13 protein-coding genes are annotated in these 13,670 nt (G+C 62.4%); 8 read left to right on the forward strand and 5 right to left on the reverse strand.

All coding sequences use genetic code 11. The annotated features are described in order from the left end of the window. Window positions 1–7: 7 nt before the first annotated feature. Together Q0X18_RS09770 and Q0X18_RS09775 are read left to right on the forward strand one after the other, a co-directional pair. Window positions 8–457 carry a divergent PAP2 family protein gene (locus tag Q0X18_RS09770; RefSeq protein WP_297561627.1) on the forward strand — a complete coding sequence of 150 codons (450 nt, stop codon included), beginning with the start codon at window positions 8–10 and terminating at the stop codon, window positions 455–457. A 59-nt stretch (window positions 458–516) separates the two neighbouring features. After that, a complete protein-coding gene (locus Q0X18_RS09775) occupies window positions 517–987 on the forward strand; it encodes a CAP domain-containing protein (protein ID WP_297561629.1) in 471 nt (156 codons plus the stop codon). Window positions 988–989: 2 nt separating this feature from the next. Here the strand turns inward: Q0X18_RS09775 and Q0X18_RS09780 are convergent, their stop codons facing one another. Next, window positions 990–1,226 carry a hypothetical protein gene (locus tag Q0X18_RS09780; protein WP_297561632.1) on the reverse strand — a complete coding sequence of 79 codons (237 nt, stop codon included), beginning with the start codon at window positions 1,224–1,226 and terminating at the stop codon, window positions 990–992. Window positions 1,227–1,333: 107 nt separating this feature from the next. Between Q0X18_RS09780 and Q0X18_RS09785 the strand changes: the two genes are divergently transcribed. Together Q0X18_RS09785 and Q0X18_RS09790 are read left to right on the forward strand one after the other, a co-directional pair. Next, the gene (locus Q0X18_RS09785) at window positions 1,334–3,397 is read left to right on the forward strand and encodes a (Fe-S)-binding protein (protein WP_297561635.1); all 2,064 of its coding nucleotides are present in this window, start codon (window positions 1,334–1,336) and stop codon (window positions 3,395–3,397) included. 253 nt (window positions 3,398–3,650) lie between these two features. Continuing rightward, the gene (locus Q0X18_RS09790; protein ID WP_297561638.1) at window positions 3,651–4,796 is read left to right on the forward strand and encodes an ABC transporter ATP-binding protein; all 1,146 of its coding nucleotides are present in this window, start codon (window positions 3,651–3,653) and stop codon (window positions 4,794–4,796) included. 226 nt (window positions 4,797–5,022) lie between these two features. On the opposite strand, the gene holA is transcribed toward Q0X18_RS09790, so the two are convergent. Further along, on the reverse strand, window positions 5,023–5,940 hold the full coding sequence (gene holA / locus Q0X18_RS09795; protein ID WP_297561641.1) for a DNA polymerase III subunit delta: 918 nt from the start codon (window positions 5,938–5,940) through the stop codon (window positions 5,023–5,025). A 93-nt stretch (window positions 5,941–6,033) separates the two neighbouring features. Then, window positions 6,034–6,378: a DUF4160 domain-containing protein gene (locus Q0X18_RS09800; protein ID WP_297561644.1), complete on the reverse strand. Its 345-nt coding sequence runs from the start codon at window positions 6,376–6,378 to the stop codon at window positions 6,034–6,036. Between the two features lie 120 nt (window positions 6,379–6,498). On the opposite strand from Q0X18_RS09800, the gene Q0X18_RS09805 reads away from it, so the two are divergent. Beyond that, a complete protein-coding gene (locus Q0X18_RS09805) occupies window positions 6,499–7,185 on the forward strand; it encodes a hypothetical protein (RefSeq protein ID WP_297561647.1) in 687 nt (228 codons plus the stop codon). On the opposite strand, the gene Q0X18_RS09810 is transcribed toward Q0X18_RS09805, so the two are convergent. Further along, entirely contained in the window at window positions 7,182–9,545 is a 2,364-nt protein-coding gene (locus Q0X18_RS09810; RefSeq protein ID WP_297561649.1) for a TRAP transporter fused permease subunit, read from the reverse strand. The two genes, Q0X18_RS09805 and Q0X18_RS09810, sit on opposite strands and share 4 nt — an antisense overlap. A gap of 112 nt (window positions 9,546–9,657) precedes the next feature. After that, on the reverse strand, window positions 9,658–10,659 hold the full coding sequence (locus tag Q0X18_RS09815) for a TAXI family TRAP transporter solute-binding subunit (RefSeq protein WP_297561652.1): 1,002 nt from the start codon (window positions 10,657–10,659) through the stop codon (window positions 9,658–9,660). Between the two features lie 216 nt (window positions 10,660–10,875). On the opposite strand from Q0X18_RS09815, the gene Q0X18_RS09820 reads away from it, so the two are divergent. From Q0X18_RS09820 to upp, 3 genes are read left to right on the forward strand one after another with little or no spacing between them, the layout of a single operon-like run. Beyond that, complete coding sequence (locus Q0X18_RS09820; protein WP_297561653.1) at window positions 10,876–12,123, forward strand: MFS transporter; 1,248 nt, start codon at window positions 10,876–10,878, stop codon at window positions 12,121–12,123. Between the two features lie 24 nt (window positions 12,124–12,147). Continuing rightward, window positions 12,148–12,996, forward strand: a complete 849-nt coding sequence (locus Q0X18_RS09825) for a phosphotransferase family protein (RefSeq protein WP_297561655.1) — start codon at window positions 12,148–12,150, stop codon at window positions 12,994–12,996. Window positions 12,997–13,041: 45 nt separating this feature from the next. Continuing rightward, window positions 13,042–13,668 carry a uracil phosphoribosyltransferase gene (gene upp / locus Q0X18_RS09830; RefSeq protein ID WP_297561657.1) on the forward strand — a complete coding sequence of 209 codons (627 nt, stop codon included), beginning with the start codon at window positions 13,042–13,044 and terminating at the stop codon, window positions 13,666–13,668. Window positions 13,669–13,670 lie beyond the last annotated feature (2 nt).

Genomic DNA, 13,670 nt, shown 5'->3' on the forward strand with positions numbered 1-13,670 from the left:
CCTAGCTATGAGCGAACTGCTCTCCAATCAAGTCCTCTGGACAGCTATTCTGGCCAGTGTTTTTGCACAACTCCTCAAGCTCTTTATCTATTACCTGGTAGAGCGCCGCTGGGAGTGGGAGCGTCTGGCCGAGACGGGTGGAATGCCGTCCTCCCACTCCGCGACGGTGGCGGCCCTGGCCACTGGGCTGGGCATTACCGAGGGCCTGGGGAGTCCCCTTTTCGCCATTGCGGTGGTGCTGGCTACCATCGTCATGTACGACGCTACCGGCATTCGCCGGGCGGCCGGGCTGCATGCCGAGCGGCTGAACGACCTGTTCGAGGAGTTTCGCGCGGTGTTTGCGCATGGCCCCCGGCCCGAGCCGCTCAAAGAGTTGCTGGGCCATACCTACCTCGAGGTCGCCGTGGGGGCTGTCCTGGGTATTCTTTTTGCTTTCCTGAGCTTCGCCCTGGTGTGAATCCAAAGCCGCTGGGGTTGCCTGAGGGGGTAATGGAGTGGTAGTTTATCGGCAGTCCTATGAAAAAGGTGGTCTGGGTGCTTATTGCTCTGGTTGGCCCGCTGGCAGTGGCGCAGTCCACCACTCAGCTTGAGGCGCAAATTCTCTCCTTGCTTAATGATGCAAGGGCTCGGGGTGTGGTCTGCCGTGGGGGTGGTGGTGGTGTCCGGCTACCCCCCTTGCGTTACAACGCAACCCTGGCCCTGGCTGCTAAGAAGCATGCCCTGAACATGGGGCGCTACGGCTTTATGTCGCACTATTTCCAGGGGGTAGGGCCACGGGTGCGGGTTGCCAGGGCTGGTTATGGTTATCTGCGCATGTCGGAAATCATCTTCAAGGGCCGTAACAGCGACCCAGCGCGGGCCGTGCGCTGGTGGTTGCATTCGCCGGTACACTGCCGGGCCATCATGAACCCCCACTACACCGAGGCCGGTGCAGGGCTCTCCAGGGTCGGTCACGCCTGGGCGGTGGTGCTGGCTCAGCCACGCTAGGGCTATCGCTGCGCCAGGCGCATGATCAATAGCATCCCGATGCTCTGCAAAAGTGGGAACGACATCAGGGTCAGCGCCCCAGGCCACAGAGCAAAAAGCGCCACCGGAATGACCGTGGCAACCACGCCGATCCACATCAGGTCGGTGCGGTTCCGCTCCCGTAGGAGCCGGTAGATGATGTAGTTGTTGAAAGCCGCAAACACCAGCAACAAGAGCCAGGCCAGCACGAAGGTACTCATCGCCCCGCATTGTACGATGGGTTGAGGCAAAGCCCGCACTTGATATCCGCCCAGCCGACCAATAAACTTATACTCAGTATAAATTTTGACCGCTTGAAGGGAGTTCCATGCTAAGCACACCTGAAAAAGTCCTCTTCTTGCTGCTGGTGCTGGCCTCGCTGTATTTTGGCGGGGGAGCGCTGTACCGCGTCTACAAGGCCATCCGCCGGGGCCAGCCCGAAGACCGCTTCGACAACCTGCCGGCTCGAGCGGGCCGGGCTTTGTGGCAGACCCTCACCATGCAGACCGTCTTCAAGAAGCGGCCTCTGGTGAGCCTGCTGCACGCTTTTGTGTTCTACGGCTTCGTGTTTTACCTGAGCGTGAACCTGGTGGACGTGCTCGAGGGCTTCTTCCCCTTCAAGGCCCGGGGGGGCTTCTGGAACGGCTACAACTTGGTGGCCGACATCCTCACGGCTCTCATTCTGGTCGGCATTGCTGGCCTGCTCATCCGGCGTTACTCCGGGGCGGGGCGCAAGACCTTTAGCTGGAACGAGAAGACCCCCCTGCATGAGCGGGTGCGCGAGGGAATCCCCACCGATAGCGCCATTGTGGGTGGGTTCATTCTTTTTCACGTGGGGAGCCGCCTGCTGAACAAGGCCGCCCAGGCCGCCAACCTCGAGTACGGCCCCGATCCCTTCCAGCCGGTGGCCAGCCTGGCCAGCAACCTGTTCCTGTGGGTGGATGTAGACCGGTTGATCGTCCTCGAGCACCTCTTCTGGTGGTTCGCCATCGGCTCGATTCTGCTGTTCATCCCTTACTTTGCCCGCTCCAAGCACATCCACCTGTTCCTGGCCCCCCTCAACCTGGCCTTCAAGAAGGAGAAGCCGGGGGCCCTGCTGCCCATCGCCAAGGACTTTGAAGAGCTGGAAAAACTGGAGAAGTTCGGGGTCGCCAGGCTGGAGGACTTCACCTGGCCCCGCCTGCTGGATGCCTATAGCTGCATCATGTGCAACCGCTGCCAGGAGGTCTGCCCGGCCTACACCACCGGCAAGGCCCTCTCGCCCTCGGCCCTGATCATCAACGAGCGCTACGAGCTGAACCAGATTCTGCCGGCTTTTGCCGCGGGCCAGGAGAGCCCCCGCCCATTGCTGGACTTTGCCCTGAACGAAGAGGCCCTCTGGGCCTGCACCACCTGCAACGCCTGCGTGGAGGTCTGCCCGGTGGGCAACGAGCCCATGCTGCACATCCTGGACGTGCGGCGCGAGCAGGTGATGATGCAGGGGGCCTTCCCAACCCAGCTCAACAACGCCTTTAAGGGCATGGAGCGCAACGGCAACCCCTGGAACCTGGGGGCCGATAAGCGCCTGGCCTGGGCCGAAGGGCTGCCGTTTCCAGTCAAGACCGTAAGTGAGAACCCCGAGGCCGAGGTGCTCTACTGGGTGGGCTGCGCCCCGGCCTACGACCCCCGCGCCCAGAAGACCGCTCGAGCCTTCGCGGAAATTCTGCACGAGTCCGGTACGAGCTGGGCGGTGCTGGGCAAGCAGGAAAAATGCACGGGGGACGCGGCCCGGCGGGCCGGCAACGAGTTCTTGTTCATGCAGTTGGCCACCGAAAATGTGGAGACCTTGAACGCGGTCATGGCGGATAAGCCCAAGACCATCGTGACCACCTGCCCCCACTGCTTCCACACCCTGGCCAACGAGTACAAAGACTTCGGCGGCCGCTACACCGTCAAGCACCACACCGAGTTCATCGCCGAGCTGATTGATGCTAAGCGGCTCGAGCTCCTACCCATGAGCGGGGCGGTCACCTACCACGACCCCTGCTACCTGGGCCGGCACAACGGGGTGCTGCAAGAACCCCGCCAGGTCATCCAGGCTGCCGGCCTTGCGCTTCAGGAACCCCCGCGCCACGGCACCAATAGCTTCTGCTGTGGGGCCGGCGGGGCCCAGTTCTGGAAGGAAGAGGAGCCCGGTCAGGAGCGGGTCTCTACCAACCGCTACCGTGAGCTTAAAGGCACTGGCGCCGAGACCATCGCGGTGGGCTGCCCCTTCTGCATGCAGATGATGAACCTCGAGACCGCCCAGGAACCCGAGGGCCAGGCCCCCAAAGTGCTGGACATCTCCGAACTGTTGGTACAGCGCCTCAAGAGCAAGCAGACGAACCAGGCCACTGATACTGGTTCCGCTTGAGTCCTTCACCGTTGGGCGTAATCAAAGGTGAAGGATTCGAGCCGACCGAAGGGAGTAGGAGTGAAGCTGAAGCGCAAGCCTCGGGCTGAACCACAGAACCACTCCAGGTGTTGAACTTCTGGGGGTAAACTGGGTAAACTAACCGCGTACCAGACGAATCCCCGATGGGCTCGCTAGGGCGAGGTCTCACAGCGCGGGAACGCGGTACGCGCCAAGCCTACACAATGGCCTGGCATCAGATTGGAGGCCGGTAATGGCAAAAATCCGACTGGAGCACATATACAAGCGGTACGGCGGCAAGGTTACAGCGGTCAAGGACTTCAACCTCGAGACCGAGGATGGCGAGTTCGTGGTGTTTGTAGGCCCCTCGGGCTGCGGCAAGACCACCACGCTGCGCATGATTGCCGGCCTGGAGGACATCACCGAGGGCAAGCTCTACATCGGCGACCGGTTGGTAAACGACGTTCCCCCCAAAGACCGCGACATCGCCATGGTCTTCCAGAACTACGCCCTCTACCCCCACATGAACGTCTACGAGAACATGGCCTTTGGCCTGCGGCTGCGCCGGGTGCCCAAAGACGAAATTGACCGTCGGGTAAAAGAGGCGGCCCGCATCATCAAGATTGACCACCTCTTGCAACGCAAGCCCCGCGAGCTTTCGGGGGGTCAGCGGCAGCGGGTGGCCATGGGCCGGGCCATCGTGCGCGAGCCCAAGGTCTTCCTGTTCGACGAGCCCCTTTCCAACCTCGATGCCAAGCTGCGCGTGGAGATGCGGGCCGAAATTTCCAAACTCCAGCGCCGCTTAGGGGTAACCACCGTCTACGTAACCCACGACCAGGTCGAGGCCATGACCCTGGGCCAGCGGATTGTGGTCATGAAGGACGGCGAGGTCTTGCAGGTAGACACCCCCCTCAACCTCTACGACTTCCCCGAGACCAAGTTTGTGGCGGGCTTCATTGGCTCTCCTTCCATGAACTTCATCCGCTCGAGGGTGCAGGTCGAGGGCGGCAAAGCCTATTTTGTGGGCGAGGGCTTTAAGGTCAAAGCCAATGAAATCCTGGGCGCCAGCCTGATGCCCTACAACGGTAAAGAGGTCTGGATGGGTATCCGCCCAGAACATATCGGCCTCAAAGGCTGGACGTCCATCCCCGAAGGGGAAAATGTAATTAAAGGGAATGTTGAGGTGGTCGAGCCATTGGGGGCCGATACCGAAGTACACGCCGATGTAGCGGGGCATATGATAACCGCCAAGGTGGATGGTCACGCCATGGTGCTGCCCAGTGACTCAGTTGAGCTGCTGGTAGACACCAGCAAGCTTCATGCTTTTGAGGTGGACGGCCAAGAAAAGGCCATCGGACATGCAACTGCCAAAGACAGCCGCTCGGTAACTCGAGTCTAGCTGGCTTTTCTGCAAACCCCCGGCAGGGCCGGGGGTTTGCTTTTTTGTGGAAACTGCGCCAGTCTTCCTGTATTGTACCGAATTCAAAAAGATAGTCATCGAACAAAAAGCTTTGAGCGGCTATCTTTTTGAATCCTAGAGCACTCCCGTTCCAAGAGGCGGTATCGCCCTCACTTCAGTCGGGTTAGTTCGCCACCGTTCGGTGACGAACTAACCGAATCTGGTATTAGCCGGCCAGTGCCACCAAAGCCCGCTCCAGAGCCAGGCGCATATCCCGGCCCGTTTTGGCTGCTTCCTCGGCCTCCATGAGGATCTCCAGGGCCCGTATGATTGCCCCCTCCGACATTGACTTTGCCAGCAGCAAGGTTTGTTTAGCGGCGTAGGGGTGCATGCCCAGGGCGCTGGCGGCCACCCCCTCCCCCATCAGGGGGTCGTCCTGCAGCAGAGCCCAGGCTTTAGCCACCCGCACATACTGCCAGGAGAGCGCACCCAGAATGCGCAAAGGGTCTTCCCCCCGCTCCAGTAGCTCACGGGCAATCTTGAAGGCCAGGGTGGCTTTACCCTCGGTGATCGAGCGCACGAGGTCGAAACCGGAGATGGGGGTGTCCAGAGCGGCCAGGGCCTGCACTTTCTCGAGGGTGATGGGGGGCGTGACCAGGCAGAGTTTGCGAAGTTCCTGGTCGAGGGCCTCGAGGCCCATGGCCGGGTTCTCGGCGCTGCCTTTGCCCCCCACCAGGCCCGCCAGGTACGAGGCGATGGCCCCCGGTAGCTTCAGGTCGTAGTGGCGGGCGCGGTTCACCACCCAGTTGGTCATCTCCTTGGGGCCGGGGGTGGGGTGGTCGCGCTTCTGGGCTTTTTCGGCGTACCACTTGCTGCGGGTCGCGGTGGGCCGGGGGTCGAGCAGCAGCACCACCGCATCGGGCGGCAGGCCTTCCAGCACCTCCCTGAGGGGCTTCCACTCGGCCTCGCTTAGGTCGCGCAGATCCACCAGAGCCCCACCAGGGCCAAACAGCCCGCCACTGGCCTCCTGGGCCACCAGGGCCGGCTCCGGGGGCATCAGGCGGGGGGGCAGGCCCTGCAGGCTGGCCTCCTGGAGCAGGGCCTCTCGAGCCAGAAAGCTGTCGCCGGTAAAGACCTGAATCATGCGCAGTGGCAGGATACCAGATGGCAGGTAGTTACAGCTTAGGCTGGTAGCCTAAGAAGAAAAGCCTGAACGGGGCCACAGAGCTTTCCTTCCTCAAACCGCCTCGAGCGCCGCCGGTTCGGAGCTGGGCTCGAGCGGCGCGGCAGGGGCTGGGGCGGGCCCGTGTTTCTTCTCTTTCTCGGCCTCGGGCCTGACCCCCTGGGTGATGGCATACTCCCACCAGAGCTGCAAAAGCTGGGGCTCGAGGTCGGCCACCATCCCCTGCAGCCGGGTGAGCTCGTTGCGGGCCAGGCCGCTGTTGATCACCACCCCTACCGGCTTCAAGGTGAACTTGGCCCAGGTGTCCCCGTCGCGGGTTACAAAGATGTGCGGCTTTTCCTGGGCGCTGCCCGACTTAACATAAAAGCGAAAACCACCCCGGCGCATGAGCGTCAACATAACCTGAGTTTATCCATTCGGGGGCCCTCCCGCGGTGCTTCTGACCATCTGGGTAGCACGGCATCCATCCCTTCACCATCCCACCTTCGGCCCTTCGGTTTTCGGATAGATTGGATACCGGTGGACAACCGTCTGCGGCTCCTGTTGGTGCTCTTCCTGCTGGGCAGCTTTGCGCTTTTTAGCTGGCGCGGCCTGGGCGAGGTCTTTCGCGAACGCGGGCGCTACACCGATGCCCTGGGGCTGATCCCCGCCGCCACGCCACCGCTTCGTTTTGGGGTTCCCTCGCTGCAGGAGCTCGCGGTGCGCTACCACCTCGAGCCCACCCAGGCCACCTGTTCGATCTGCCACCTCGGCCCCCTGGGCAGCAAGCAGTTCAACCCCTTCGGCCAGGACTATCAGGCCATCGTCCATCGGCTCCTGGACGAAACCGTGGGGCCCGACAGCCCCGAGTCGCGCAGCATCTTTCAGCTAAGCGCGGTGCAGATTCGCCAGGCCCTGCAGCAGGTGACCCAGGACGGGCTGGACTCCGACGGGGATGGCTTCGACAACGACCTCGAGCTCCTTTTTGGCTTTCTGCCCGGTGATGCCAACTCCAGGCCCCGCCTGCGCGTGGAAACCCTGCAAAACTACCGCACCCGGTTGCGCCAGGCTGCCCAGGAGGGCCGGCTGGAAGCCTTGCTACGCCAGGGTGAAGAGCCCGCCGGGGCCCCGCCTGCTTTTTGGGGGTTTGCGGCCAACCAAACCCCCCTCGTGCGCGCAGAGCGCCTGGCCCTCTATAAAGCCGTGCTCGACCGTAAGTTGCGCTAGTCGGTGGCCTGGGGCGAGGCGGTGGCTTTGCCCTCACCACGCAGGAAGAAGAGCAGCCCCAACACAAAGGGGATAAAGGCCATCCAGAGGTTGGGGTAGGGGTAGAACAACGCCAGGGCCAGGAGCCCCATCACCCAGCTTTCCCAGCGCCGCAAGGGGCGGCGGGTGTAGCCAACGGTGGCCGCGGCCAGGAAGACAATGGCCGTGGCGGTAAAGAAGAAGCGCTCGAGGATGATCAGCCATCCCTCGAGGCCCGGCAGGTTCTGCAAAACCGGCAAAATCAGCAGTCCGGTGCCGGTGAAGGAGAGCAGGAAGAAGAAGCCAATGATGTACTTGGCCAGCGCCACCCGCGCCGCGTATACCCCGGTGAGGATGGGGTTGGTTTTGAAGACCGAGGCCGCCGCATAGCCCGAGAGCGCCACCGGCGGGGTCACGTCGGCCAGCACCGCGTAGTAGAAGAGGAACATGTGGGTGGCCAGGGTGGCGGCCAGCACCGCCTGCTGGGGCTCGAGGCCAAAGCCCTGGAAGTTGGCCGCGGCAATTTTGATGATGGCCGGCGCAGTGAGCGAGGCCGTGAGCACGTAGGTGGCCGTCGGGGGCACGCCCATCCCCAGAATCAGGCTGAAGATGGCCGTGACCAGGGTAGCCAGCAGCAGGCTTTCCCCCGAGACCTGCCCCAGAAAAATGGAGAACTTGGAGGGCAGGCCGGTGATCACCATCATCCCGAAAATCAGGTTGGCCGCCACGATAGCCGAGCCGATGGGTATAAGCTGGCGGAAACCCTCCACCAAACCCTGGGCGATGGGCTCGAGGGCCCCCCGCAGCTTACCCGCGGCAGCCGCCGGATAAACAAACGTACCCAACAGCAACCCCAGCACCGCCAGCGTTATGGGCAGCACCGGGATATTGCCCAGGTTCCACCCGGCCAAGAGCGGAAGGAAGGCACCGCCCACAGCCAGCCCAATTCCCAGGGGCAGGCCCACCTTGTAGGCGGGGCTTTGCATGGCCTCGGCCAGCGGGGCCGGCCGCAGGGTGGGGTCGAGGTAGCAGATGAGCACGAAGGCCAGCGCCGCCAGGTACACCGCGGTGGCCACCTCGGTGCCCAAAAAGAGCAGCACCACAATTAACACAATCGGGATGAAGATGGTGCTGTAGCGCAGGGCGTAGCGTTTTCCCAGGGCAATGTCTGCGCCCACCGGGGGCAGCTTGGCCTTGCGGGTATAAAACTCGTTGAAGGTGAGAATGCCCAGCAGGTACAAGAGCATGGGCCCCAGGGCCATAATCACCACCCACAGGTAACTAATCTGCAGGATTTCCACCATCACAAAGGCGATGGAACCCAGCACCGGCGGCGTAATCAGGGCAATGGTACCCGCAGTAGCCACCAGGCCGGCGGCGATCATTCTGTCGTAGTTGGCCTTCTCGTAGAGGGGCTTGGTCAGGGTAGCCACGAACTGGGTATCGGCCGCCCCGGAGCCGCTGAACATTCCCATAAACACCGAGGCGATGCCGGTCACCCGGCCCGGGGTCTGGGGGGTGCGGCCCACCATGGCCAGGGCGATGTTCGCCACCACCTTACCCAGCCCCAGCGCCCCAATCAGGCCCGAGAGGATGGTGAAGTAGACCAGGTACTTGGCCGAAACCCCGGTAATCAGGCCGTAGATGCCGGCCTCGGTTTCGTTGTAGGTTTTACCCAGAATCAGGTCGATGCCGTTTTTGGCCCCACGGAAGGTGCCGGGCACGTACTGACCGTACATGTTGTAGGTCAGGAAGACCAGCACCAGCGAGGGCATGATGGGGCCCAGCAGCCGGCTGACCAGCCCCAGCACCAGAATGATGACCGTAAAGGACATGGCCATATCCCAGCCCGCGGGAATCACCGCCCGATTGACCAGCTCCTCGTAGTAGCGCACCTGGTAGGCCCAGGGCGCGATGGCCAGCAAAGCCGCGGCGATATCGGCGTAGCGCCGCAACCGGGGTAGCAAATTAGGCCCCACCGCCAGGGCCCAGGCTAAGGTGCCCACGAGTTTTCCCGCTAGGGGAATTTCCACACCCGGCACGTTGGGCACCCAGAAGGTGTACAGGAAAGGCAGCGACAAAAGCGCAAACACCCAGGCCCCCACGGTGGGCCGGGCCGCCTGAAGCTGCGAGGTAATCAGGTAGCCCGCCACCAAGAGCAGCAAGACGTGGGTGGCCCGCCGTAGCTGCACCTGATCCAGGATGCTGATGTCCAGCCGGCTCAAGGGTGTGAAAGGGTGAAGCACCAGGTACAGGCTGAACAGGGCTGCCGCCAGCAGGATCCACCAGATAAGGCGTCCCAGCGGGGTGGTTCTACCTGCACTGTCTCGAGGTATCTCCATTAATCAGACCTCCCAAAAAACCTGTTGAGCGATTATACCGAGTTCATAAGAGGCTGTAGCACCTATAAAAAAGCTCCCCCGGCTCGAGGGAGCTTTTAGGGTTAGGCCTGGTTTAGCGGATGGCTCCGACCTCGCGCAGGTACTTTATGGCGCCAGGGTGGAAGGGAATCACCGTTTTCTGGTTGTACAGGTCAACGGTGTTCTTCAGGGTGGTGTCCCGCGCGGCGGCTGTGGTCGTGACCAGGGTTTGCAGGTTGCTGAACACCGCTTTCATGATGGCAGCGGCCAGGTCGTCGGGCATGGAAGCCGGGCAGAGGAAGACGTTGCCGGTATAAAGGGCAAAGACGTCATCTTTGGTGCCATAGGCGCTCTTGGGCAGCTTGCCAGTGGTGATGATGCCAGGGAACTCCTTGAGCAGCAGTTGGGCAGTGGGGCCGGTGCGGGGTGAGTCTACTAGCTTAATCTGGTCGCCTTTGCGGGCCAGGCTCTGGGCCAGTTCGACCACGCTCGAGGTTGGCACACCCCCTACCCAGAAGTAGGCGTCAATGGTGCCCTCGGAAAGGGCCTTGGCCGACTCGGCGGCGGGCAGGCGCTCGCGCTTGGCAAACTCGCGCACATCCACCCCGGCGCCCTTAAGCACCAGCAGGGCCAGGTTTTCGGTGGAGGAGCCGGGCTGGCCGGTCGAGACCCGCTTGCCCCGCAGGTCACCCACAAACCTGATGCCCGACTTTTCGGTGGTCACAATGTGAATGAGGCTCGGATACATGTAAAACATGATCCGCTGCATATCGGCTTTGCGCTGGGCAAAGCGGGGCTCTTCGCCGGTGAAGGTGACCAGGGCCGAGTCGGTGGTGGCCAGTGCGCAGTAGTAGGTGTTGGAACGGGGGTCGGTGCGGTCGCGCAGCAGCAGGAGGTTGTCGTAGGAACCCCCGGTCTGCTGGGCGGTGGCGTCAGCGACCCCAGCCTCGCTCAAGATTTTAGCGATGGCCTGCCCGTAAAAGAAGAATACCCCACCGGTACTCCCCGTGGGGATGACCACCCTGGGACGCTGCTGGGCTACAGCCATGCCCGCTAACAGCGTCAAGGCAACAATGGTTAGTTTCCAAAACTTCATTAAAGAACCTCCTAAAACGGCTCGGGAGCAAGCATTGGGTCGCACCCAAAACCCAATACAGGCCGATGCGACCACGGGTTTGGCTTCCGGCTGTGGACAGTTTACATTGTGCGCCCAACAAGTCAAGGGATAAAGGCAACACAGCCGCCTTAAGGCAAAGGCCTATGCGACGCACATAAACTGACCCGTCGGTCAGTTTGGGAGTATGATGGGCAGGTGCTGGCATTAGCCTTGTTGCGTGACCCCAAATACCGCACCTACTGGATCGCACTGTTTCTCTCCCAACTGGGCACCTGGATGCAGGCTGCCACCCAAGGCTGGCTGGTGCTCGAGCTCACCGGCAGCGCCGAACGGCTGGGTCTGGTGGTGGCCTTGCAGTTTCTGCCCTCGCTCTTGTTCTCCATACCCGCGGGTGTGCTCTCCGACCGCTACAGCCGCCGCAACCTGCTCTTTATCACCCAGGGCGGCATGGCCTTGCTGGCTTTGGGTATGTTTGTGCTCATCGCCGGCGGCTGGGTGCGTTACGAGCATGTGCTGGTGTTTGCTTTTCTGTACGGCATGTTCAACGCCGCCGACCTGCCGGTGCGGCAGGCCTTCACGGTGGAGCTGGCCGGAAAAGAACGCTATCCGGGGGCCATTGCCCTCAACTCGTTTGGCTTCAACACCTCGAGGCTCGTAGGGCCGGCCCTGGCGGGGTTGCTGATTGCGGGTTTTGGCCTCTCCTGGAGTTATCTAGCCAATGCGCTCTCCTTTTTGCCGCTCATCTTGGTGTTGTTCGGTGCACCCAATCCCAAAGTGGAGGCCAAGCGCGATGGGGTCTTGCGAGAGGCCCTCGAGGGCATGCGTTTTGTCTGGGGGCATCCTTTGGTACGGCAGGTGGTGGTGCTGGTGGGCCTGACCAGCCTCCTGGGCATGAACTTCCAGACCATTGTGCCGGCCTACGCGCGGCTCGAGCTCAAGCTCGATGCCCAGGGCTTCGGCTTCCTGATGTCGGCGGTAGGGCTGGGTTCCATCGTGGCGGCCCTCATCCAGGCTCTGGCTTCCAGGGCCCGTCCCTTGCGCGCGGTGCTGGGCAGCGCCTTGCTGGGCCTGGCCCTTATAGCCCTGGCCCTACCCCTGCCTACGAGCTGGGTGGCTTTTATTTTCGGCCTGGCTGGCCTGGGCATGATCACCACCCTGATCAACTCCAACACCACCGTGCAGCTCCTGGCGCCCGACCACATCCGGGGCCGGGTGATGTCGGTCTACTCGATGGTTTTGCTGGGCTCCGGCCCGCTGGGAGCCTACATTTCAGGTCTGCTGATCGACACCCTGGGGGCCCGCTTTGGCGTGGCCGTTATGGGCTTACTCACCCTCTCGGCGGCCCTCTGGATGTCTCGCTTTCCCTGGCCCAAAACCCTGGCCCACACACCACCCTCCAAGGTCGATCCTTCGGTTCCGCCCCCGCAGGTTGCCTCGGACTGACCTGGTGCGGGTATCCTGTGCAAGGTGGAGATCCTACCGGCCCTCGAGGCCCGCTACCAGATGCGCCTGACCCCCCTGGCCGGAGGCGCCGAGGCCCGCACCTTTGCCGGCGACGGGCTGGTATTCAAGGTATATCCTCCCACCTCCCAACCCGGCGGCATCTACGCCGCGCGGCTCGAGGCCCTCAATATGACCAAGGCCGGGCTGGGCGACTGGGTGGTGGAGACCTACAGCCTTAATCAGTGTGGCATCCTGGTCACCAAGCGCTACCCAGGGGCCAACTTCACACCCGAGCGCTTCAGTCAGGCCGCCCTGGAGGAACTGGCCCGGTTTTTCGTCCGCCTGCACGCCATCCCGGAGCCCGGCGTGATCAGCCGCACCCGCCTGCAAGACCGCCTCCAGCAGTTTGGCAGCACCCTGCACGACCTGCCCCAGGCCCAGCAGTTGGTTGGCTGGCTTGGGCAGCACATCGGTGAGGTGGCCGGAACCCCCCAGGCCTTCTGCCACCGCGATCCCCACGCCGGCAACATTCTCCTCAAGCACCCCGAGGCTCAGGGGGTGCCGGAGGCCCTGGTGGTGGACTGGATACGGGCCCAGCCCGACGACCCCGCCCGCGACCTGGCCATTCTGACCACCGGAACCCTGGTGATGCTGGGCGAAGCCCAGGCACTGGCCGCCTTGCAGTACATCGTGTCGTGCTACCCAGAGCCGCAAGCCCTGTGGCGCCGTCTACGCTTCTGGGTTCCCCTCACCTACCTACACGACATGCACTGGTTCCGCACCAAAGAACCCTCGGGCTTCGAGGCCGCCGTCGCCGACAAGATGCCCAAAGCCCTGCGCTTCTACCAGGAGTTTCGCCCGGAGCTGGCCTGACATGATTTGCCCCCACCCTTGCCCCGGTGTTACGATTCACTCAGCATGAAACTGACCGTGGTAGATCACCCCCTGGTACAGCACAAGCTAGCCATCATTCGCGATAAGAACACCGGCAACAAAGAGTTTCGCGAACTCATGGAAGAAGTCACCATGCTTATGGCCTACGAGGCCATGCGCGACCTCGAGCTCGACCCAGTCACCATCGAAACCCCCCTTACCACCATGACCGCCCACATGCTCTCAGGCAAAAAGCTCGCCGTGGTTGCCATCTTGCGGGCCGGGCTCATCATGGTGGATGGCATTCTGAAATTGGTTCCCGCGGCCAAGGTGGGCCACATTGGCCTCTACCGCGACCCCCAAACCCTGCAACCGGTGGAGTATTACTGCAAACTGCCTTCTGACATTGCCGAGCGGCGGGTCTTCCTCACCGACCCCATGCTGGCCACCGCAGGCAGCGCCGTGCACGCCCTTTCAATCCTGAAGTCCAAAGGAGCCCACCACATCAAACTGATGAGCATCATCGCCGCCCCGGAGGGGATTAAGCGTGTACAGGAGGCCCATCCCGATGTGGAGATTGTGGTAGCCGCGGTGGACAGCCACCTCAACGACCACGGTTATATCGTGCCCGGCCTGGGCGACGCCGGTGACCGAATTTACGGCACCAAATAAAG

Origin of the sequence: Meiothermus sp. (genome assembly GCF_026004075.1) — a bacterium.
GTDB lineage: Bacteria > Deinococcota > Deinococci > Deinococcales > Thermaceae > Meiothermus.

Coding starts and splice junctions, on each gene's coding strand:
- Q0X18_RS09770 (WP_297561627.1), top strand. CDS start 8: ATGAGCGAACTGCTCTCCAATCAAGTCCTCTGGACAGCTATTCTGGCC.
- Q0X18_RS09775 (WP_297561629.1), top strand. CDS start 517: ATGAAAAAGGTGGTCTGGGTGCTTATTGCTCTGGTTGGCCCGCTGGCA.
- Q0X18_RS09780 (WP_297561632.1), bottom strand. CDS start 1,226: ATGAGTACCTTCGTGCTGGCCTGGCTCTTGTTGCTGGTGTTTGCGGCT.
- Q0X18_RS09785 (WP_297561635.1), top strand. CDS start 1,334: ATGCTAAGCACACCTGAAAAAGTCCTCTTCTTGCTGCTGGTGCTGGCC.
- Q0X18_RS09790 (WP_297561638.1), top strand. CDS start 3,651: ATGGCAAAAATCCGACTGGAGCACATATACAAGCGGTACGGCGGCAAG.
- holA (WP_297561641.1), bottom strand. CDS start 5,940: ATGATTCAGGTCTTTACCGGCGACAGCTTTCTGGCTCGAGAGGCCCTG.
- Q0X18_RS09800 (WP_297561644.1), bottom strand. CDS start 6,378: ATGTTGACGCTCATGCGCCGGGGTGGTTTTCGCTTTTATGTTAAGTCG.
- Q0X18_RS09810 (WP_297561649.1), bottom strand. CDS start 9,545: ATGGAGATACCTCGAGACAGTGCAGGTAGAACCACCCCGCTGGGACGC.
- Q0X18_RS09815 (WP_297561652.1), bottom strand. CDS start 10,659: ATGAAGTTTTGGAAACTAACCATTGTTGCCTTGACGCTGTTAGCGGGC.
- upp (WP_297561657.1), top strand. CDS start 13,042: ATGAAACTGACCGTGGTAGATCACCCCCTGGTACAGCACAAGCTAGCC.